At 50.0% G+C, this 20,615-nt stretch carries 17 protein-coding genes; 8 read left to right on the forward strand and 9 right to left on the reverse strand.

Annotated elements, in window-relative coordinates; all coding sequences use genetic code 11:
* The first annotated feature begins 5 nt into the window (after window positions 1-5).
* The 3 genes from G604_RS0101290 to G604_RS0101300 all read left to right on the forward strand — a co-directional run bounded on the left by G604_RS0101290 (window position 6) and on the right by G604_RS0101300 (window position 5,222).
* On the forward strand, window positions 6-1,451 hold the full coding sequence (locus tag G604_RS0101290; protein ID WP_028908960.1) for an aminoacyl-histidine dipeptidase: 1,446 nt from the start codon (window positions 6-8) through the stop codon (window positions 1,449-1,451).
* 863 nt (window positions 1,452-2,314) lie between these two features.
* On the forward strand, window positions 2,315-3,241 hold the full coding sequence (locus G604_RS0101295) for a magnesium transporter CorA family protein (protein WP_028908961.1): 927 nt from the start codon (window positions 2,315-2,317) through the stop codon (window positions 3,239-3,241).
* Window positions 3,242-3,368: 127 nt separating this feature from the next.
* Window positions 3,369-5,222: a DUF349 domain-containing protein gene (locus G604_RS0101300; RefSeq protein ID WP_028908962.1), complete on the forward strand. Its 1,854-nt coding sequence runs from the start codon at window positions 3,369-3,371 to the stop codon at window positions 5,220-5,222.
* Window positions 5,223-5,459: 237 nt separating this feature from the next.
* Here the strand turns inward: G604_RS0101300 and G604_RS0101305 are convergent, their stop codons facing one another.
* The 5 genes from G604_RS0101305 to G604_RS0101325 form a co-directional block, all read right to left on the reverse strand.
* Window positions 5,460-7,169 carry a RagB/SusD family nutrient uptake outer membrane protein gene (locus G604_RS0101305; protein WP_036904246.1) on the reverse strand — a complete coding sequence of 570 codons (1,710 nt, stop codon included), beginning with the start codon at window positions 7,167-7,169 and terminating at the stop codon, window positions 5,460-5,462.
* 20 nt (window positions 7,170-7,189) lie between these two features.
* A complete protein-coding gene (locus G604_RS0101310; RefSeq protein ID WP_028908964.1) occupies window positions 7,190-10,471 on the reverse strand; it encodes a SusC/RagA family TonB-linked outer membrane protein in 3,282 nt (1,093 codons plus the stop codon).
* 224 nt (window positions 10,472-10,695) lie between these two features.
* Window positions 10,696-11,436 carry a leucine-rich repeat domain-containing protein gene (locus tag G604_RS0101315; RefSeq protein WP_028908965.1) on the reverse strand — a complete coding sequence of 247 codons (741 nt, stop codon included), beginning with the start codon at window positions 11,434-11,436 and terminating at the stop codon, window positions 10,696-10,698.
* Between the two features lie 87 nt (window positions 11,437-11,523).
* Complete coding sequence (locus G604_RS0101320) at window positions 11,524-12,150, reverse strand: lysine exporter LysO family protein (protein WP_028908966.1); 627 nt, start codon at window positions 12,148-12,150, stop codon at window positions 11,524-11,526.
* A complete protein-coding gene (locus G604_RS0101325; RefSeq protein ID WP_028908967.1) occupies window positions 12,140-12,424 on the reverse strand; it encodes a LysO family transporter in 285 nt (94 codons plus the stop codon). The genes G604_RS0101320 and G604_RS0101325 overlap by 11 nt, the downstream gene beginning before the upstream one ends.
* Window positions 12,425-12,612: 188 nt before the next feature.
* Between G604_RS0101325 and G604_RS0101330 the strand changes: the two genes are divergently transcribed.
* From G604_RS0101330 to G604_RS0101340, 3 genes are all read left to right on the forward strand, one after another.
* The gene (locus tag G604_RS0101330; RefSeq protein ID WP_028908968.1) at window positions 12,613-13,323 is read left to right on the forward strand and encodes an HAD family hydrolase; all 711 of its coding nucleotides are present in this window, start codon (window positions 12,613-12,615) and stop codon (window positions 13,321-13,323) included.
* 61 nt (window positions 13,324-13,384) lie between these two features.
* Window positions 13,385-14,152, forward strand: a complete 768-nt coding sequence (locus G604_RS0101335) for a ParA family protein (RefSeq protein WP_028908969.1) — start codon at window positions 13,385-13,387, stop codon at window positions 14,150-14,152.
* 23 nt (window positions 14,153-14,175) lie between these two features.
* On the forward strand, window positions 14,176-14,568 hold the full coding sequence (locus G604_RS0101340) for a hypothetical protein (protein WP_155941821.1): 393 nt from the start codon (window positions 14,176-14,178) through the stop codon (window positions 14,566-14,568).
* Window positions 14,569-14,712: 144 nt separating this feature from the next.
* Here the strand turns inward: G604_RS0101340 and G604_RS0101345 are convergent, their stop codons facing one another.
* From G604_RS0101345 to G604_RS0101355, 3 genes are read right to left on the reverse strand one after another with little or no spacing between them, the layout of a single operon-like run.
* Window positions 14,713-15,513 (reverse strand): phosphatase PAP2 family protein, encoded by an 801-nt coding sequence (locus G604_RS0101345; RefSeq protein ID WP_028908971.1) that lies wholly within the window; start codon window positions 15,511-15,513, stop codon window positions 14,713-14,715.
* Between the two features lie 53 nt (window positions 15,514-15,566).
* Window positions 15,567-16,235: a CDP-alcohol phosphatidyltransferase family protein gene (locus G604_RS0101350; protein WP_028908972.1), complete on the reverse strand. Its 669-nt coding sequence runs from the start codon at window positions 16,233-16,235 to the stop codon at window positions 15,567-15,569.
* Between the two features lie 39 nt (window positions 16,236-16,274).
* A complete protein-coding gene (locus tag G604_RS0101355) occupies window positions 16,275-16,688 on the reverse strand; it encodes a GtrA family protein (protein WP_028908973.1) in 414 nt (137 codons plus the stop codon).
* Between the two features lie 129 nt (window positions 16,689-16,817).
* Here G604_RS0101355 and G604_RS13215 point away from each other — a divergent pair, with 129 nt between their 5' ends.
* Together G604_RS13215 and G604_RS0101365 are read left to right on the forward strand one after the other, a co-directional pair.
* Window positions 16,818-19,172 carry a DUF5686 family protein gene (locus tag G604_RS13215; protein WP_155941822.1) on the forward strand — a complete coding sequence of 785 codons (2,355 nt, stop codon included), beginning with the start codon at window positions 16,818-16,820 and terminating at the stop codon, window positions 19,170-19,172.
* 140 nt (window positions 19,173-19,312) lie between these two features.
* Window positions 19,313-19,954, forward strand: coding sequence for a response regulator transcription factor (locus G604_RS0101365; protein WP_028908974.1), 642 nt, complete (start codon window positions 19,313-19,315; stop codon window positions 19,952-19,954).
* On the opposite strand, the gene G604_RS0101370 is transcribed toward G604_RS0101365, so the two are convergent.
* On the reverse strand, window positions 19,955-20,461 hold the full coding sequence (locus G604_RS0101370; protein WP_051220154.1) for a phosphatidylglycerophosphatase A: 507 nt from the start codon (window positions 20,459-20,461) through the stop codon (window positions 19,955-19,957).
* Window positions 20,462-20,615 lie beyond the last annotated feature (154 nt).

The following is a 20,615-nucleotide window of genomic DNA, read 5'->3' on the forward strand; positions in this document are numbered from 1 at the left end:
AAACTATGAGCGCAATCACAAACTTATCCCCCGCCGCCATCTGGCGCAACTTCGACCTGCTCACGCAGGTGCCCCGTCCCTCCGGTCATCTGGAGAAAATACAGAAATTCCTCGTCGACTTCGGCAAGAAATGTGGCGTAGAGGCCTTTGTAGACCCCGCCGGCAACGTCATCATGCGCAAGAAAGCCTCCGCAGGCTATGAGGACCACCCCGGCGTGGTCCTCCAGGCCCACATGGACATGGTGCCGCAGAAAGCCTCCGACAGCAACCATAACTTCGAGACAGATCCCATCGAGACGCGCATCGTCGATGGCTGGGTCTATGCCAACCATACCACTCTCGGCAGTGATGACGGCATCGGCGTGGCGACGATCATGGCCGTCATGGAAGATGACAGTCTCAAGCACGGCCCCGTGGAGGGCCTCATCACCGCTGATGAGGAGACGGGGATGTACGGTGCCAACGATATTCCCGAAGGTGAGCTACACGGCAAGTTCTACCTGAATCTTGACTCCGAGACCTGGGGTAAGTTTGTCATCGGCTCTGCCGGCGGCGTCGATGTCACGGCAACCCTCGGCTATCAGAATGAGGCCAACAGCCTCGACGCTGCCGTAAAGGTCACTCTCAAGGGACTCCGTGGCGGCCACTCCGGACTGGAGATCAACGAGGGCCGCGCCAATGCCAACAAGGAGATGGTACGCCTCGTCCGCGAGGCCATCGCAGAGGATGAGGCTCGCCTCGTCAGCTGGAATGGCGGTAATATGCGCAATGCCATCCCCTTCCACGCTGAAGTCGTCCTCGCCCTGCCGAAGAACCGCGTCGACAGTCTGAAGAAACGGGTAGAGAAACAGAAGGATCTCCTCGAGGAGGAATACAAAGGTATCGAGAACGGTATCGAGTTCTTCACCGAGGATGTGGAGCGCCCCGCCGAGATCGTCCCCGAGGAGATCCAGGACAACCTCATCGACGCCATCTATGCCTGCCATAACGGTGTCCTGCGTATGATCCCCGCCTATCCCGATGTTGTGGAGACCTCCAGCAACCTCGCCATCATCACCATCGACGGCGGTAAGGCGGCCTTCAAGATCCTCGTTCGCTCCAGCCGTGAGGACATGAAGATGGTACTCGCCACACAACTCGAAAGCTGCTTCTCCATGGCCGGCATGAAGGTGGAGTTCTCCGCCAGCTACGGCGGCTGGGATCCGAATCCCGACAGTCCCCTGCTCCATCTGTTGATGAAGGTCTACAAGGAGCAGAACGGCACCGACGCTATCCCGCAGGTGGATCACGCCGGACTGGAGTGCTCGGTCATCATGGCGAAATATCCGGGCATGGATGTGGTCAGCCTCGGTCCTACCCTCCGTTCTCCCCACACGGCCAATGAGCGCTGTGAGATCGCCACGATAGAGCCTTACTGGAACCTCGTCAAGCAGGTCCTCGCAGAACTCTAACCGGTATCGATCCTCTTGTAGGTGGCCGCCTTGTTGCGGCCACGCACCCGCAAGGACGGAACATGATGAATCATGTCCCTACAAACTTCCTCAATATTGACAGCAGGTAAATGGTTATGACGGCGACAGAAATCACCGCATGACCATTTGTCGGCAAATACGCGAAAAATGAAGGCTTTTCATATCTGTCTGATTCATAGGCAGATATAAAACCAGACCATTTCCACTGAGAAATATTTCGCATAATTATCCGTATAGTTATGCCAAAGAGCTAAAAATTCTCAATAAATATACGAAAATCAATGGTATTTTTCCATCGCAAACACGTCATTGGCGATCGTATCTTTCGTAGAGAATTTTATAAACACGATGTTTAGAAAATTTTCTTCGAAAGACAGTCCTGTCCAGTCGACAGATTGCCATGTCCACTTGACATTTTCAAGACTCTCTCTCCTAGAACCGAAAGTCAGGAGCGCGTTTTTCCGCTGTTTATTTTCAGTCAGTAGCCTCCTTCACTGACTGTTTACGACATTCCACACGCTGCCATTATTGACGTTAACCTGCAAAAGGATCAATGCGGGTGCGTGGCCGCAATAGGACGGCCACCTACTCATTGTCAGAAACATACCTAACCTTCGTCCTTCAAAATGGGAGGCCCTCCTGTCCCCCATGATGTTTTTTATCGTAAAAAATCAGTTACAAAAGGCCATTGTTCCGTATTTTTTTGTAACTTTGCACGAAAATTAGAAAAAACAACAAATATATGGACGACTATCACGCGGAAAACGAGAATTTCTAGGCGTGAGGAGAAGCCAGGCTGATCCTCATGTCCCACTTTTTTCGTAGCATGAAGATTAGCAATTATGAGAACTTTCTGGAATATCAGCGGAAGCTTGAATGCCATTCCCGAATGGCAGCCTAACTGCTGGATACAGGTGACGTGTCCAACAGAAGAAGACCAGCGCGTGCTGGAAGAAGAGTACAAAATCCCCGACTATTTTCTCTCCGATATCAGTGATACCGACGAGCGGGCTCGCTATGAGTATGATGACGGATGGATGCTCATCATCCTGCGTATCCCCTATGTCAAGGAGGTACGCTCCCGGACACCATATACCACCGTACCGTTGGGTATCATTCATAAGCGTGACGTGACCATCACCGTATGCTACTACGAGACGAATATGCTCCTCGACTTCGTCTCCTATCAGCAGAAACGCGGCGAGGGCTTCACCGATTATGTCGACCTCATCTTCCGGCTCTTCCTCTCTTCGGCCGTATGGTATCTGAAACGGCTGAAACAGATCAACGCCCTCATCGAGAAAGCCAAGCGCAACCTCGACCGTGACGTCAATAATGAGAGCCTCATCGGACTGAGCCGCCTGCAGGACTCCCTGACCTATTTCATCACCTCCATCCGCGGCAATGAGAACCTGTTGCAGAAACTGAAGTTCAAGCTGCAGGTCGATGAGCTCGATGCCGATCTTATCGAGGATGTCAATATCGAGATGACACAGGCCCGCGAGACGACAAGTATCTACTCCGATATCCTCGAGTCGACCATGGATACCTACTCGAGTATCATCAACAACAATATGAACAACACAATGCGTACCCTCACCTCCGTGAGTATCATCCTGATGTTCCCGACACTCATCTCCTCCTTCTTCGGCATGAACCTCGTCAACGGGATGGAGACGTGGAAATGGGGATTCGGCATCGCTGTCGTCATCTCCGTCATCATCACCTTCCTCTCTTGGTGGATTCTGAGACGGAAACGGCTGTTGTAAGACCTTTTTACAAAAAAAATCAAGATTTGGTTGGACTTTTCAAGAATTTTGATTAAGTTTGCAAAATAGTTTCGTATGTTTCTCACATACTTGCATTTGAATTAAGAACGTAAAACCAATCATTTTTATGATGGACTCTCAAGAAACGGCCCTTGAACAGGGTACTCTGAATGAAGGAAAGCAGACTGAGGAGACTCAGAACTCCGCAGCTGCTGAAACAACCGACAAAGTCGTCAACACGACAGCTAACGAGACTGCCGACACGGATCCCGCCAAGCATGTCTTCAAAAACAAACAGGAAGTCCTGGAAAGAACCAAAGAACTGGCACACAGTGACGAGGTTCCCACAAAGGCTGAAGTCGACCACCTGAAATCGGTCTTCTACAAATTCAATATCGCCCAGCGCGATGCCGATATGAAGGCTTATATCGAGGGCGGCGGTGATCCGGCTCAATACCAGATGCTCCCCGACGACGACGAGGAGACCTTCAAGGCTGAGATGCAACTCATCAAAGAGAAACGTGCGAAAGTGTTCCTCCAGCAGGAAGAGGAGAAACAGCAAAACCTGCAAAAGAAACTTGATATTCTTGAAAAGATCAAGGCGATGACGGAGTCTCCCGAGAAAGCCAGTGAGAGCTATGACGCTTTCAAGGATCTTCAGGCGGAATGGAAGACCCTTAACCCCGTTCCCGCAGAGAAAGCCAATGAGCTCTGGCATAACTACCAGCTCTATGTCGAGCAGTTCTATGATATGCTCAACCTCAACCGTGAGGCCCGTGAATATGACTTCAAGAAGAATCTCGAGGCCAAGACAAAACTCTGTGAGGAGGCTGAGCAGCTCGCCGACGAGCCCGATGTCATCAAGGCTTTCCATGAGCTTCAGGATCTCCATGAGCAGTATCGTGAGATCGGCCCTGTCGCCAAGGATCTCCGCGAGAGTATCTGGGCGCGTTTCAAAGCTGCCTCTACTGTCATCAACAAGAAGCATCAGCAGCATTTCGATGATCTCCGTGCACAGGAGGTGGAGAATCTGAAGAAGAAGACTGCTCTCTGCGAGCAGGCCGAGGCCCTCGTGGCCAGTGAGCGGAAGAATGCCGGCGACTGGGACAAGCAGACGCAGGAAATCATCGATATTCAGAAAGAATGGAAGAAGATCGGTTTCGCTCCGCAGAAGATGAACCAGAAGATCTTCGACCGTTTCCGTGCTTCCTGTGATTCCTTCTTCACACAGAAGGCTGAGTTCTTCAAGACCCTCAAGGCGGAATATGCCGACAACGCCACGAAGAAACGTGACCTGATCACGAAGGTCAAAGCGCTCCAGGACTCTACGGAATGGAAGACGACGGCTGACAAGATCATCGAACTGCAGAAAGAATGGAAGAAGATCGGTCCGGTGGCTCACAAGCTCGGTGACGAACTCTGGGCTGAGTTCAACGGCGCCTGCAACCATTTCTTCGAGGCCCGTAACAATGCCCACGCCGGTGTCCACCAGGAAGAGCGGGAGAACCTGCAGAAGAAACAGGATATCATCGCCCAACTGCAGAAACTCGCCGAGGAGAAGACAGAAGGTCTGCAGGCTAAGGTTCAGGCCCTCGTGGAACAATATAATAAGGTGGGACACGTACCCTTCAAGGAGAAAGATAAGATCTTTGAGGCCTATCACGCCGTCCTCGATAAGCTCTATCAGGATCTGCATATCGCTATCCAGACCAAGCGCCTCGACAAGTTCAAGAATAATCTGAAGAATGTCGCTCAGCGTGGTGAGAATGCCCTCGACAATGAGCGTGGCCGCTTGCAGCACCGTCTTGACCAGTTGAAGAGCGAGATTGCTACCTATGAGAACAACCTCGGCTTCCTTTCCGTCTCGAGCAAGAAGGGCAACAGCCTCATCGACGAGATGAACCGGAAGGTTCAGAAGCTCAAGGATGACGCCAAACTCCTCAAGGATAAGATCAAGGCCATCGACAGCGAGAACAAGTAAATCGGATTACGATCCACTGCAGGGGCCGTCCCTTGTGGCGGCCCGTCGCCCGAAGGGCGAATAATAAAGACAGAGTAACAGATAAAACATAGCTTAGTATATGTAAAATCTGTTACTCTGTGTTTTATTCTCCATTCTCCATTGTCCATTAAAAAATACTCCCCGTACAGCAGGACGCTGTACGGGGATTTTCAATCTGTTATCCTGACACCACTAATCTGTTAAACTACTGAAACATCAATATCCAGGATTCTGGTCCTTCGATTCATCGAGAGCACTGTTAGCATCAAAGGCAGCCTGAGGAATCGGACGGAGGAGTTTCTCACCAATAGCTTTCGCTGCCGTTCCTTCCAGGTCGTGATTATAGAGATTATTGTGTTCCACCAATTTCTTCGTACGGCGCAGATCGATCCAACGCGGACTGTTGCCGAAGAGCTCACAAGCGCGCTCCTTCAGGATGGCATCGATATCAATCGTCGTGGCATCGGCAACACCGGCACGCTCACGGACGACATTGAGACGCTTCAGAGCCTCAGCGGTATTGCCGGCCTCGAGATAAGCCTCGGCAGCCACGAGATACATCTCCGGAAGGGTGATGACATGGATGTCACGATAGTCCGTACTGCTCTGGTTGGAAGCGGTCTGGGAGTCGTCGAACTTCTTACAGCAGTTGCTGCCGAAGACAGAGGTGATGGCATCCCAATAGCTCATGGCCTTGCCGTTCATCTCCTGTGGCTCCACGGTATTCTCATCCATCGGGATGACATAAGTGTTCTTACGGTTCTCCGGATCCTGTGCACGCCAGGCAGCGACATCAGCATCCGTCTCATACCAGGCACGGTAGTAACGCTGTACGGGATAGCCCTTCAGACTCTCACCATTCTTATACCAGGTCCAATAACCAGTACCGGCCTTGTTGCCCTTGGAGACATCGGGGAGCTCCTTCATGAAAGTCACGTCGTAACGCACATCTCCCTTCTCAAAGCAGTGAAGGGCATAGATCGTCGGCACATACGAAGAGGTCGTGGCCTTGATAGGATCCTCGGCACCACCGAGATAATTGCAGAAGTAAGAACTCCAGCTATGACCACCCGTCGTGGTGTTCGTGGCGGAAGCGAGGTCGTATTCTACATCCCAGATAAACTCAGCATTGTCATCACCACTGCCGTCTGCTTTCCAGAGGTTGGCAAACGGTGTCGTCAACTTACGGCCGGCAATAACCTCATCGGCATACTGCGCAGCCTTGGTGAAGTAGTCTTTCTTGCCGAGATCCCATCCGGCAGCGAGGTAAGTCTTGGCGAGCAGACCCTTGGCAGCCTCCATACTCACGCGGCCACCACCCTTCGTGGCTGTGGAAGCCTCAAGATAGTTGTCCTTGATAACGGCTTCAAGCTCGGAGATGATATAGTTGTATACCTCCTCTGCGGAACTCTTGGCATAGCCGTCATCAGCTCCCGTGAGGAAATCCTTCATGATAGGCACACCGCCATAGTCATTGACAAGGATATAGTAGAAGTTGCAGGCAATGACGCGAGCCTCGTCAGTACGTTTGTTACGCAGTGCCTCATCAACACCTGTAGCCTTCGCGGCATAGGAGCGGACGGCATTGGCAGCACGGATACCTGCATAGCAGGTCTTGTAAAGGGTGGCATTATACGTATTCTCCGGATTCAGCGTCTCATAGAGCTGATAGCTCTGCTCGATCTGGTTACGCGCCGTGGCATACATGTCCGTACCGGCATTGAACCACTCATTATAGTTCGTGCTCGCATAGATATTGCGCATCTGACTGTAGGCATCGTTGACGAGGGACTCAAAGCCACTCTTCGTGCCAAACTGCTGTTCATCGGAGACACTCGACTTGTTTTCCGGCGTCAGGAAATCACTACATCCGCTGAGCAGAAAGGCGGAAGTCATGAAGAGTGTCGCTATTTTGATCTTGTTCATAAGATTCGTTTTTAAGTTGTTTAGAATTTGAGGTTCACACCAAACTGATAGGTAACGGAGGAAGGACCGCCGTTCTGCAGACTGGCACTGGCCCACTCGGGATCGAAGCCCTTATAGTTAGTGAAACAGAAGGGATTCAGCACATTGAAATACAGACGCAGCTGCTGCAGACCGATATGCTGGATGAGATGACGGTCGAAGGTGTAACCGAGGGTGATATTCTTCACCTTCGTGAAAGAGGTCTTCTGATACTGGAAGTTCTCGCCCTTCGCACTACCCTTGTCGGAGAAGTAGCCACCGGCAGAGTTATCACTGTTGTTCGGATAAGGATAGCTTCCATAGACGGTCTCCGGGTTAGCGATGATGTCACCCGTCGTATGGTCGATGATCGGCGCGCCCTTCGGGATATAGAAGTCCATCACCATGTGGGCATTACCGCGGTCGCCGTATTTCGCGTATTTCTCGTGGAAATAGCTGCGGGACCACTGACCACTCTTCGTGTAAAGCATCACGGTGAAATCCCAGTTCTTATAGATGACAGTAGTACTCAGACTTCCGGTCCAACGGGGATCAGTGCAACCATAGATCTGCTTATCATTATCGTCGATCTTACCATCATCATTCCAGTCGTTGACAGCGACCTGACCTTCGTACCATTTATACTTGGAACCATATTTCTGGTAGAACTCCTGCAGCGTGTAGTGCTTGTCACCATTCATCGTATGCATCGTGACACCCTTGTCGGTGATGACACCGGTATGGGTGTAGTCACGCAGCACATTCAGCGGCTGACCGATGAACCAGTTGTTGGCCACCTCGTCGACCTTACCACGGGACAGCTCCTTGATCTTGTTCCAGTTGCGGGCAAAGTTGACATTCACATCCCAGGAGAAATCCTTCTTACGGAAGATATTGAAGTTGGCACCAATCTCAATACCTCTGTTCTGGACACTACCAATATTACAGGTCATCGAGCTCTCACCCGTCTCATACGGGATCGTCTTCGCCATGATCTGACCATCGGAGAGACGGTTGTAGAGATCCATCGTAAGGTTGATATGGTTCAGGACAGCGAAGTCAACACCAAAGTCAAACTCCTTCACTTTCTCCCAGATCAGACCGGTATTGACAATACCATTGGGATAATAGCCCTGAACCTCTGTGCCGTCGAGGACGACATAGCTCGGACCGGCAGCCGTGTTCATCGTCACATAGTCGCCGACATTATTATTACCGGTGACACCATAAGAGAGACGGAGCTTCAAGTTGTCAAGCCATTTCTGATTCTTCAGCCAGTTCTCCTCGCTCATACGCCATGCCAAAGCCATAGACGGGAACCAACCCCAGCGATGACCTTCGGCAAAACGGGAACTACCATCGGTACGGAGTGTTGCCGTTGCCATATATTTGCCTTTATAGGCGTAGTTCAGACGGGCTGCGAAAGAGACGAGGGAGTTCTCGGTATAGGAAGAACCCACGGTCTTGTCGCCACTGACCTTGTCGAGGGCGTTATAGCTCAGACGGTCATCGGAGATTCCCTTTCCGGCAGAGAGCGCCGTCTCGGTATTGCTCTTGTAGAGGGAGAAGAGGCCCATGGCATTGATACTGTGCTCTTTCTCCTTACCCAACGTGAGGTTATAGTCGATCTGGTTATCCCAGGTCCAGTCGAAACGGGTCTTCGTATTGATCTCACCATAGTTGGTCTTGTTCTTCTGATAATACATGGAGCCCTGAGGATTATCCTCGGTGATTCCGGCTGCATAGAAGATACCATTACGGCCATGATAGAAGTTCGGTGAGAACGTTGTCGTGAACTGCAGACCCGGCAGGATATGGGCACGCAGATAGAGGTTACCCAACACGTTGAAGTCACGCTGCTGGTTCTTGTCGTTATTGTCATACAGGTCGATGAGCGGGTTGACAGTAGACGTGAACTGAGAGTTGGAGTCAAAAGCTGACTTGGCACCCGGGTTCGTATAGAGCTTGCCATTCTCATCATACGGGGAGACAAACGGGTTGAAATAGAAAGCGTTGACATACGGGGAGAAACTGCCGTCGGTACAGAAATCCTCCGTCACACTGTAAGCCATATTAAACGACAGACCAGCTTCGAAGATCTTCGACAGACGGGCATCGAAAGCACCCTTGAGGTTGTAGCGCGTATAGTCGTTCTTCTTGAAGACATTACCCTCATCCTGGTAACCAAGACCAAGGCGGTAGTTAACAGCCTCCGTAGATCCGGCAACACTCAGATAGTGATTCTGCTGCATGGCCGTACGCGTGACGTAATCCTTCCAGTCGTAACCACTGAAACTGGGATCCATCATCTCCTCATAGAGCTTCGAGTCCCGATAGCTCGTGCCGCCCTTGCGCATGAGGAAAGCAGAGGTGAGATCGCCATCTTTGATGATGTAATGAGGATGGCCTTCGGCATCAACACCCTTGCGCGAAGAGCCGTCATAACTCTTACCGTCAAGAGTGGTATAACGGGCAAAACGATAGTCCATAAACTGCGTAGGATCCATGAAGTCCGGCATACGGGCCGTAGACTTCCAACCTACATAACCATCATAAGAGATCTGGGGCTTGAAACCTTTCTTGGCTCCCTTGCTGCCTTTCGTGGTGATGATGACGACACCGGCAGAAGCACGGCTACCATAGATGGCCGTTGAGGAGGCGTCCTTCAAGACATCGATACGGTCGATATCATCGGGGTTCAGGAAGTCCATGGAAGAACAGACGACACCATCGATGACATACAGCGGAGAGGCCTGCTTGTTGATAGAACTCTGACCACGGATCTGCATGCTGATGCTCGCACCGGCACGGCTGCTCGACTGCGTGATGTTCACACCGGGAACAGATCCCTGAAGGGACTCGCCGACACTCGTCACACCGCGGGCAGCGACTTTCTCACTGCTCACACTGGCGACAGATCCTGTCAAGTCACTCTTCTTCATCGTACCATAACCGACAACAACAACCTCATCAAGGGCCTGGTTGTCTTCCTGCATGACGATATTCAACTTGCTCTGACCATGAACCGCAATCTTCTGATCTTTGTAACCTACATAAGAGATCTTCAACTGGGCCTTGGCCGGAACATTGGGAATGGTGAAATTACCATCCAAGTCCGTGACACCACCAATGGAAGTGCCGTCAACCATGACACTGACACCGATCATAGGCTCGCCTTCAGCGTCCTTGACCGATCCGGTCACCTGCCGTTCCTGAGCCAATGCCGACATCGTCGCCAGACCCATACAAAGCGTAAGTGATGCTTTTGTGATTTTTAGATGCATAAACGTTTGTTTTAGTTTAGTTATTAGTATGTGAACAGAGACGGGATTTCTCCCCTCTCAGATTATGTTTTAAGTAGTCCCCCGTATCACATGGGTAATAAATTCTGTGGCGAAGATACAAAAAATACAAATACGACAAATCTTTTAGTCGTATATTTATAGATTATTAACGTTTAGGGCCTGCCGTCCCGTGTCGATGCTTGGCAAGCATCGGTCTATCGTTCTTACTCCGTGATGCTAAACCCTGCCCAGGCCTTGCTCTGCTCATACCGCTCCTTGCACCCTTTCGGTACGATGAGCGTGATCTGACTCTTGTCGAGATCGCCGAAAGCATCCGGGAGAACCATGAGGTTAGGATCACTCCCGAGTATCTTGAGATGTCTGAGCGCCTTACATCCGGCGAATGCTTCATGACCGATAAAATTCACAGATGCCGGCAAGACGACATTGTCCAACTGCTTGCAGTCTTTAAAAGCGCCATCACGGATATTATACGTTCCTTCCTTGATATTCACCACCTTCAAATGGTTACAACCGTAGAAGACACCTTCCTCGATATCTTCCAACTTCGGACTCAGCGTCACCTGCTCCAAACGAACGCAATCGGCGAAAGCCAACGATCCCAACGTGGTAAGCGTAGAAGGCAACACAACCGCACGGAGATGATAACAACCGATAAAAGCCTGTTCTCCGATGACTTTTATTCCCGGACGGAGAATGAGCGTGTCTATCTTCTGTTCCTGGAAAGCATTGGCAAAGACAGCCCTGACCGTCAACTGCTTGCCTTCATAGAGCAACGCACTGGGTAAGGTCAACGTTCCCCTGAAGATACCGTCGACATTGTAAACGGCAGCCGTAGAGTCATCGACTGCACCATAATGGATAATAGGCTGTACCTCCTGGCCTCGCATACTCGGAATACAAGCGAGAAGGAGGAAGAGAAAGATAGATAGGATTTTTTTCATCGTTTTCCGCTATTGATATCGCATGCAAAGATAACGAAAAACGATGAAACAGACAAAAAATCTACAATATTTTATCTCCTGCGGAAATTAGGAACAGAAGAAGGTCACGAGCAACGGAACGCTGACTTCCAGGCAAAGACCATGGAAGATGGCTATCGGCATGAGACGCTTGTTTCCTGTGGAACGCATGATAGACGGCAGACAGACATCCATGGACGAGATGCCACAGACACTGATCGCGGCAAAGCCACTGCCTTTCCGGGCCACGAACTTACAACCGAAGAGACCAAGCATCTCACGGGAGATATTGGCTAAGAGGGCTACCGTAGCCAACTGATTGGCTGCTGCCGCTCCTATGGTCGCCGCCTTGAGATTGTTGATCAGCACCGAAGAGAGTGAATAATATCCAAATCCGCTGCCCACAGCCAGGAAGTCACGTAGATGGTGGCCCTGAAAGATGAAAATGCCGAGTGAGGAGAACAAAAGCGTTCCCGCAATGGTAAATGCCGGCAATAACAACATCTCCCAATGAAAGTCCTTGAAAAGACTGCGGAGATTATCCATACTTCCTACACCTATACCGACTTGAATGATGAGTAACTCCAAAATGATCATGGGCAACCGAGGATCATGGAAGAAAGTGGGCACATGACCGCTCATACCAAAGAAGATGCCACCGAGGAGAGAACCAAAAAGCAACAAATTATCTTTCATCACGCTCCTCCTTCTTCTCAATCAGGGTATGGAACAAATAGGCAGCCCAAAAAGAACCCATCATACCTAATAAGGCAATGACAAAGGCCTGCCAACCTACAAGACCTATATGATGCAATAAATCATGGTTACTGCCTATACCAATGCCAAAGACAAAGAGCAACAACGCTATCGTGTAACGCGCCGTCTTATCCACTTCGTGAATATAGGGCAACTTCCTGAGTAAAAAACCCAGCACCATGCCTATACATAAGATAAATAATATTCTAAACATTTCTATTCCTTTCTTGGTTGCTTCCCTTAAAGCAGTGCAAAGGTATAAAAATTACATGAATATGCAAAGATAATAATAGCATATTTATTGCATATTTATAGTTATTTGATTTATATCAAGAATTTCTCTTAACGATTTTTTTTAATCCACACGCCGCGAATTCCATAGATTTCCGTACCTTTGCAAACATGAAAACAAATGATTTCCCCTACCGACTGATCGCCATTGACGCTGACGACACACTCTGGGACTGTCAGAGTCATTTTGAAGTTGTGGAACGGCAGTATGCCTCCCTGCTCGCTGACTTTACCGACAAGGAGACGGTCGCTGAAGAACTGTTTGCCACGGAACACCGAAATATGGAAGACCTAGGCTATGGGGTCAAAGCCTTCATCATCTCCCTCTGTGAGACGGCAATCAGAATATCAAAAGGAAAGATTGACGCAGCATGTCTGGCCAAGATCATCAACCTCGGCAGGAGCCTCCTCACCTTCCCCACTACCCCTCTGCCCGAAGTCAGGGAGACACTCTCTCAACTGCAGCAACAGGCCAATATGCGAAACTACCGCCTCGTCGTCTTCACGAAAGGAGAACTGCAAGATCAGGAAAACAAGCTACGGCGATCAGGCCTGTGGAACTTCTTCGATGATGTCATCATTGTGGCTGACAAGAATACAGAGGCCTATCGGCATCTCTGCGATCAGTTCTCCATTGAACCTCATGAACTGTTGATGATTGGCAACTCCTATAAATCCGACTGCGCGCCTGCCCTCGCCATCGGTGCCTACGCTATCCATATCCCCTATCACGTGATGTGGCGCATGGAGGAAACAAAAGAGGAAAGTCATCCCAGACTGAGAAAAATCAAACATTTCTCAGAAATTCTCCAACTTCTATAATCGTATTACCAAAAATAATATTATCTTTGCAAACGAAAATATAAATTCAAAGAAAAAATATATGAAGGAAACACAAATCATTGCCTTCGCCAACCATAAAGGCGGCGTGGGGAAAACAACGACAACAGCCAGCGTGGGATCAATCCTCGCTGCCAAAGGATATAAGGTACTCCTCATCGACCTTGATGCGCAGGCAAACCTTTCGGCATCTCTATTAAAAAACCAAGAGATCGATAAGACCATCTACGACGCCCTTATCAATACCTCCGTCGGACTGCCCATCTATCCTATCCGCGAAAACCTCGACCTCACACCGGCCACCCTGCAACTCGCGATGGTAGACCTGGAGATGGCCAGCGTCATCGCCCGGGAGAAAATCCTCTCAGAACTGCTCGATAAGGTGAAAGCCAACTACGACTTCATCCTCATGGACTGTCCACCGTCACTGGCTCTGCTGACGCTCAATGCCGTCACTGCCGCCAATGGGGTTATTATTCCTATCGTTGCAGAAGTGTTACCCTTCAACGGGCTTATCATGATTGAGAACTTCATCAACATGATCCATAAGAAACTCAACCCGGAAGCCCACGTCACGGGCATTCTCATCACCCGTTGGGAAAAAACAAACCTCAGTAAACAGATTGAGGAGGGGATGCGTGAGAAACTCGGTGACGAAGTCTTCCAGACCAAGATCCGTAAGAACGTCAGTATCGCCGAAGCGCCCCTTGAAGCACAGGATATCGTGTCCTATGCACCGAAGAGTAATGGCGCCCAGGACTACCTCGCCTTTGTAAACGAACTGTTAGAGAAACTCCATATCAATAAATAATAACGATTTAAAATACAGGCTATATGGCAAAAAATAATTTTAGCAAGTCTTCTATGGACAGTCTCCTGGGTGGACTAACCAGCTACGATGAAGAAGAACAGGAACACAAACCACAGACTCCTGAGGAAAATGTAAGAAATTACGAGAGAGAGACGGAGCCTGCTGAGGAAGAGGAATATGAAGAGGCTCCGCGTCGCGGACGCAAACCCAACCGTATGAAGTCTGAACGTATCTGCACGATCCTCCCCGTTGACCTCATGAACAAGGTTCGCTCACTGGCCGACAAAGAAGGTCTGGCTATCAAGGATATCTTTACTGCCGGCGTGAATATGGTCATCCAAAACTACGAGAAGAAATACGGCACCCTCCGTGTCCGCAAGCCTAAGAAGGGCGATATCAACGAGCTCCTCAGCTAAGAGAAGGTGGGCGCGCCCGTCAACACTGGGCCTGCCCGTCACTCCTGGCCTGCCCGTCACTCAAGGTGCCTCTGTCTCTCCGGGCCTGCCGTTGTGTGCTTGCGCTTTGCAAGCGCAAGTCGCCACGCCCTCCCCTTTAATTTTTTACTTCTTTACTTTTTTAATCTTCCTATAGATCGTCTCGAAGAGCACCACTCCAAGTATTCCCGTGAGGATTCCCAGCAAGACATCAATGACATAATGATGTCCTGTATAGACAGCCGTACACCAAATACCTGCCTGGATGATGCCAAAGAGCACCGTCATCGGCCAACGCCGTTTACTCATATAAGCATAACAGGTAGCCACAAGCATATAGGCGGAGTGCAATGACGGTATGGCCGCAAAGACATTAGAGTTATGGACATAGATGGAATGAAAGATCGGCAGACCCACCATCTGATCAAACCGCGCCAGTCCCGCCACATTTCCGGGAATGTCAAACCTCGGCGTGAAACCATAATTCATGGCATACCACGGTGCGGCCGCCGGATGGATATAATAGCCGATAAAACCGAGGATGTTCACAAAAAGGAAACACCAGGAGAAACGCGAATACCAGTTATACTCCTTCTTATATAATAGGTATACACCAAATGCTATCGGCACCGGGACCCAACAGAGATAGAAAAGACCGGCAAAGAAGTCCGCCACGGCACAGTGATGAATGGCGAAATATTCTCCGGGAATCAACAGTTTCCCACCATCCATGATGCCGAAGAGATGTTTCTCCGTGTCATACAGCCCCCGAATGTCAATGGGGTTGAAATCATAGTTCGGGAACCACCGCATATTGTCATAGATGATACCGAAGAGGGCCCAGGGAATGAGATACAGAGCCAGTTTCCGCGTCTTCTTCCAGGCATACAGTACAAGGAAGATCGCCAATATTTCTATCGTTACCATTGTTCTTTCTCTTCTTTTTGTCTTCTATTGTGAACTATAGCATCTATTGTGAGCTATTTCAGTTGCTTATACACATAGCCCACACGCCAGAAAGCAGTGATATTGGCCAAGACGGCAATAACGGCAATACCTATCTCCAGCGGCAGCCAACTTCCCGTGAAACCGGTGATGAGTGCGGTCACAGCCAGGACAACGACACGCTCGGGACGCTGCATCAGGCCGACCTTACACTCCAGGCCAAGGCCCTCGGCACGGGCACGCGTATAAGATACCATCACACTGCCAATCATCGCCAGGAAGGTCACCACCGCCATCCAAAAGGCATCATTATAGAAAAAGATGAGGACGATACCAAAGAGGGAGATCAACTCACTGTAACGGTCCAAGGTAGAATCCCAGAAAGCACCGAAGGTCGTACTCATGTTACCCATACGGGCAAGACGTCCGTCCATCATATCGAAGAGACCGGCGAAGAGGATGATAAAGCCTCCCCATCCTGCCAGGGTCGTCGACAACGCCGACAGATCCTCCGTGGCATCAAGGGGCAGATCGTCTCCTTTCAGCATCCATGCGGCAGCGATAAAGAAACCGGCAGCCACACAGTTGCCGATAAAGCCTATCGTCGTAATCGTATTCGGCGTAATCCCTACCTTGATCATACCTCTGATCAACGGATTGATAATCTTATAAATAACCTGTTGTAAATAGTCCCGATAATTCATAGCTATATTTTATTTTTACTTCTTTACTTTTTTACTTCTTTACTTTTTTACTTCTTTACTTTTAAACACGAATCCTCGCTGCAGCGGATAGTTGAAACCCACAGCCACCAAGAAGGCAATGACACTTTTCACTACCACAAACCAACGGGCTCCCATAAGAGCCGTCACCCCGTTTGTCCCAAGGCCGTTAATACACATACTACCCAACCAGACAACGAAATACCGAAAGGCAATATCTTTTTTATTCCTTCCATGCCCCCGAAAGACATATCGACTGTTCAACAGACAATTCGTGATTCCTCCCATTATTACACCGATAATATTCGACCAGGTATACGGCAAAATATGCCCATAGACAAGTCCCAGGGCTAGGCCGAAGTCAACGATGGAGGCGGCTGTCGCACTGGCCTCAGCTTCTAAAAAATGGAAGATTTCTGTCCGTATATTTGCCATTCGCATGCAAAAGTAAAATAAAAAATTAAATTATCCAAAATCATTTCCACTTTTCTATATTTATATTTACCTTTGCAACATCATTTTATCATAATATTGAATGTCAAAGAGATAACACGATATATCGTTTTGAGAAATTTTGTCCTTTTTCTATGCTTTCTTGTCCTGAGTCTGCCAGCCCTGGCTCAACAAGACAGCATCCACATACAAAGCAATAAGAAAGATACGGTCACCTGGCACAAGAATATCTCTGAAGTGGTCGTCAAGGCCCATCGGATCCATTACAAACGGAAGGGAAATCCTGCCGTGGAACTCATGCGCCGAGTGATCGCAGCGAAGAAACATACGGACCTGCACAACCACGATTGGCTGAGCTATGACAAATACCAGAAGATCACCGTCTCCGTCAATGATATCCAACCCGAGGATCTGGAGAAGAAATACGCCAAGAAACGACAGTATATTCTCGATCAGGTAGAGGTGTCTCCATGGAATAATAAACTTATTCTCCCTATCTCCATGGACGAGACACTCACCCATGTCCTCTGGCGCCGACAACCTCAAAAAGAGCGGGAAATCATCGGCGGACGACAGACGGTGGGTATCACGAAACTATGGCAGACAGGAGATGTGTTCAACGTCATGCTGAAGGATGCCTTCACCGATGTAGACCTCTACGACGATCATATCCGTCTCCTCCGCTTTCCCTTCACCTCTCCCATCGGCAACACAGCCATCTCCTTCTATCATTTCTATATCGTCGACACCGTCAAGGTCGACCGGGACTCCTGCTTTCATCTCGCCTTCATGCCGGCCAACAAACAGGATATCGGCTTCAGTGGAAACATCTGGATTGTCAAGGACTCTACGCTTCATGTCAAACGCTGTGAGCTGACACTACCTAAGCAGAGTGGCGTCAACTGGATCGACAAGATGAAAGTCATCCAACAATACGACCGTCTTGACAATGGCGAATGGGTACTGACACAAGACGATATGGCAGCAGAGATGAAGGTGACGAACTTCCTGCCGAAAGCCCTCATCGTTCGCACCACACGTCTGAGCCGCTATTCCTTCGACCCTATCCGCAAGGAATATCTCACCGGACCGGAGAAGGTTCTCTTCGAGACCGATGCTCTGCGGCGGAAGGATATCTACTGGCAACTGCGGCGACAGGCACCACTGACAGAGAGCGAGGCCCACCTGCCACGCTTCGTCAAAGCCATCAGCCACTCCCATGGCTTTGGTCTCATCCGTACCATCTGGAACATCGGTATGGAGAACTTCGCCGAAATCATCCGCAAAGATTCTGCCAGCGTCCTCGACCTCGGACCCGTCAACACGTTTCTCAGCAAGAACTATGTCGACGGTATCCGACTGCGCCTCGCCGCACGCACACAGGCTGCCCTGAGCCCTCACTGGTTCTGGGACGGCTATGGCGCTTATGGCACGAAGAGCCACCGGTGGTACTACGGCACAAACATCACCTACTCCCTGAACCGCAAGAAGAATGCGGCCTTTGAGTTCCCGATGCGCAGTATCTCCTTCGAATCTACATCGGATGTGATGTCAGAGTCCGACCGTAACCTTCTGCATAACAAGGATAATATCTTCATGACCTTCCGTGCCGCCACGGAGAACAAGATGTTCTTCTACAACCGGCAACGACTGTCGTTCAACTACGAGACACTCTGGGGACTCAGATGGAGCGGTGCCCTAACCACGGAAAGTAACCATACAGCGGGAACACTTCATTATATCGGTATGGACAATAACGAGATCTTCAAAATCAGAAAGAGCAATGTGACCCTCGGTATCGCCTGGGATCCGAATATCCATTATATGAACACCAAACAACAGCGTTTCCCCGTCAACCAAGACTCCCCGAATATTGCTCTGAGCCATACCATGGACTTCAAAGGTTTCCTCGGCGGCAGCTACCGCAGCAACACGACGACACTGAGCTTCTACAAGCGTACCTGGCTCGGCTCCTGGGGAAATATCATGACCTTCGTCACGGCAAAGGCGCAGTGGAACAAGGTGCCGTTCCCCTACCTCGTTCTGCCGCCAATCAACCTGAGCTATATGGAGACACCGAACACGTTCATGCTCATGAAAGACTGGGAGTTCATGAACGACCGACAGCTCTTCTGGTCCCTGGCCTGGCAGATGAATGGTAAGATCCTCAACCGTATCCCGCTCATCAAGAAACTCAAATGGCGTGAATACTTCGCGGTGAAAGGGATGCTCGGACATCTCACGGACAAGAACAACCCCTTCCTCGAACGGAACGCCCACGACACCATGCTCTTCTGGTTCCCCTCCGGCAGCCATGTCATGGGCAACACCCCCTATTGGGAGTATGCCGTCGGCTTGAGCAATGTCTTCAAGTTCTTCACCATCGAATATACCCGGCGCCTCACCTACCTCCGCCCCGACACGCATAAATGGGGCATCCGCCTGGCCTTCGACATCTCCTTCTAACCGCCCCCGCCGGGCCTGCCGACGCAGCCGTCCTCCCCCCCCCGCTGGGCCTGCCGTCGCGTGCGTGCGCTTTGCAAGCGCACGAAAAACTTCCCCAAAAACTTTCATATTTCAATAAAAAACCGTAACTTTGCCACAATATGAAAATATTACTAGCAGACAGACAAGATATCACGCGCGCCGGCATAGCCTGGCTCATCCATTCCGAGGAAGGCTACGACTATCGCTATGTAGAGGATAAGGCAGAGCTCATCGAAGCGCTCAAAAGCGATGATGACACTGTCGTCATTCTCGACTATACCCTCTTTGACCTCAATGATGCTGATGAACTTCTTATTCTGGAGGAACGCTTTCCACATACCCGATGGATTCTCTTCTCCGAAGACCTCAGTCTCGACTTTGTACGCCGACTGATCGCATCAAGTACACAGTTTAGTATTCTGTTGAAAGAGTGTCCAATGGCAGAAATACGGGAAGCCTTCAACTTTGCCGTTAAAAAGCGCCGGTATATCTGTCAGCGAATGACAGAGATGCTCCTGAAACCGGAACCGAAGGAGGAACAAGAACAGATTCATCTCACAAAGACAGAAACGGAAATCCTAAAAGATATCGCACTGGGGATGACAACAAAGGAAATTGCGGAGAAACGTATCAGTTCCTTCCACACCGTCAATACCCATCGGAAGAATATCTTCCGGAAACTCGGCGTCAACAACGCCCACGAGGCCACAAAATACGCCCTCCGCGCCGGCCTCGTCGACTCCGCCGAATATTATATTTGATTATCTCAACCACAGATTCAACGCCCCCACGATAATCAGGGCATAGATCCCGGCAAGGATATCATCGGCCATAATGCCCCAGCCGCCCTTGACGTGATTGTCCACCCAACGGCAACCGAGAGGCTTAAAGATATCCAACAGACGGAAAGCGGCAAAACTCACGATGGCCAACAGCCAAGTATAACGCCCGCAAGGTGCCGCCAACAACGGGATCCACACGCCGACCATCTCGTCGATAACGACCGAACGCGGATCCTCACCCCAGTAATGTTCCATAATCCCCGACGACCACGTACCGACAATCGTGGCCACGATGATCACGGCCACCAATACCCAGAAAAGTGTCTGCGGCGACAGCCACAGATAGCCGGGAATCCACATCAGCAAGGCCAGTAAGGCCCCCGCCGTCCCCGGCGCCACTGGACAGAACCCCGAGCCGAGGCCCGTGGAGATAATAACGTGCAGCCAAGGCGCCTCCCCCAGCGGATGATTATTGTTGTTGCTCATAGTGATTTCTTGCGTTCATCGTTTCTATTCTATTGCGAGCTATAGTATCTATTGCGAGCTATCGCTCCCTCTCGCTCCGCAAAGTTACGAAAAAATCTCCGTCCCTCACAAAAACCATCCTTTTTTTTCAGCATTTCACGAAAAAGTTGTATCT

This window comes from Prevotella sp. AGR2160, assembly GCF_000424185.1.
Lineage (GTDB): Bacteria > Bacteroidota > Bacteroidia > Bacteroidales > Bacteroidaceae > Prevotella.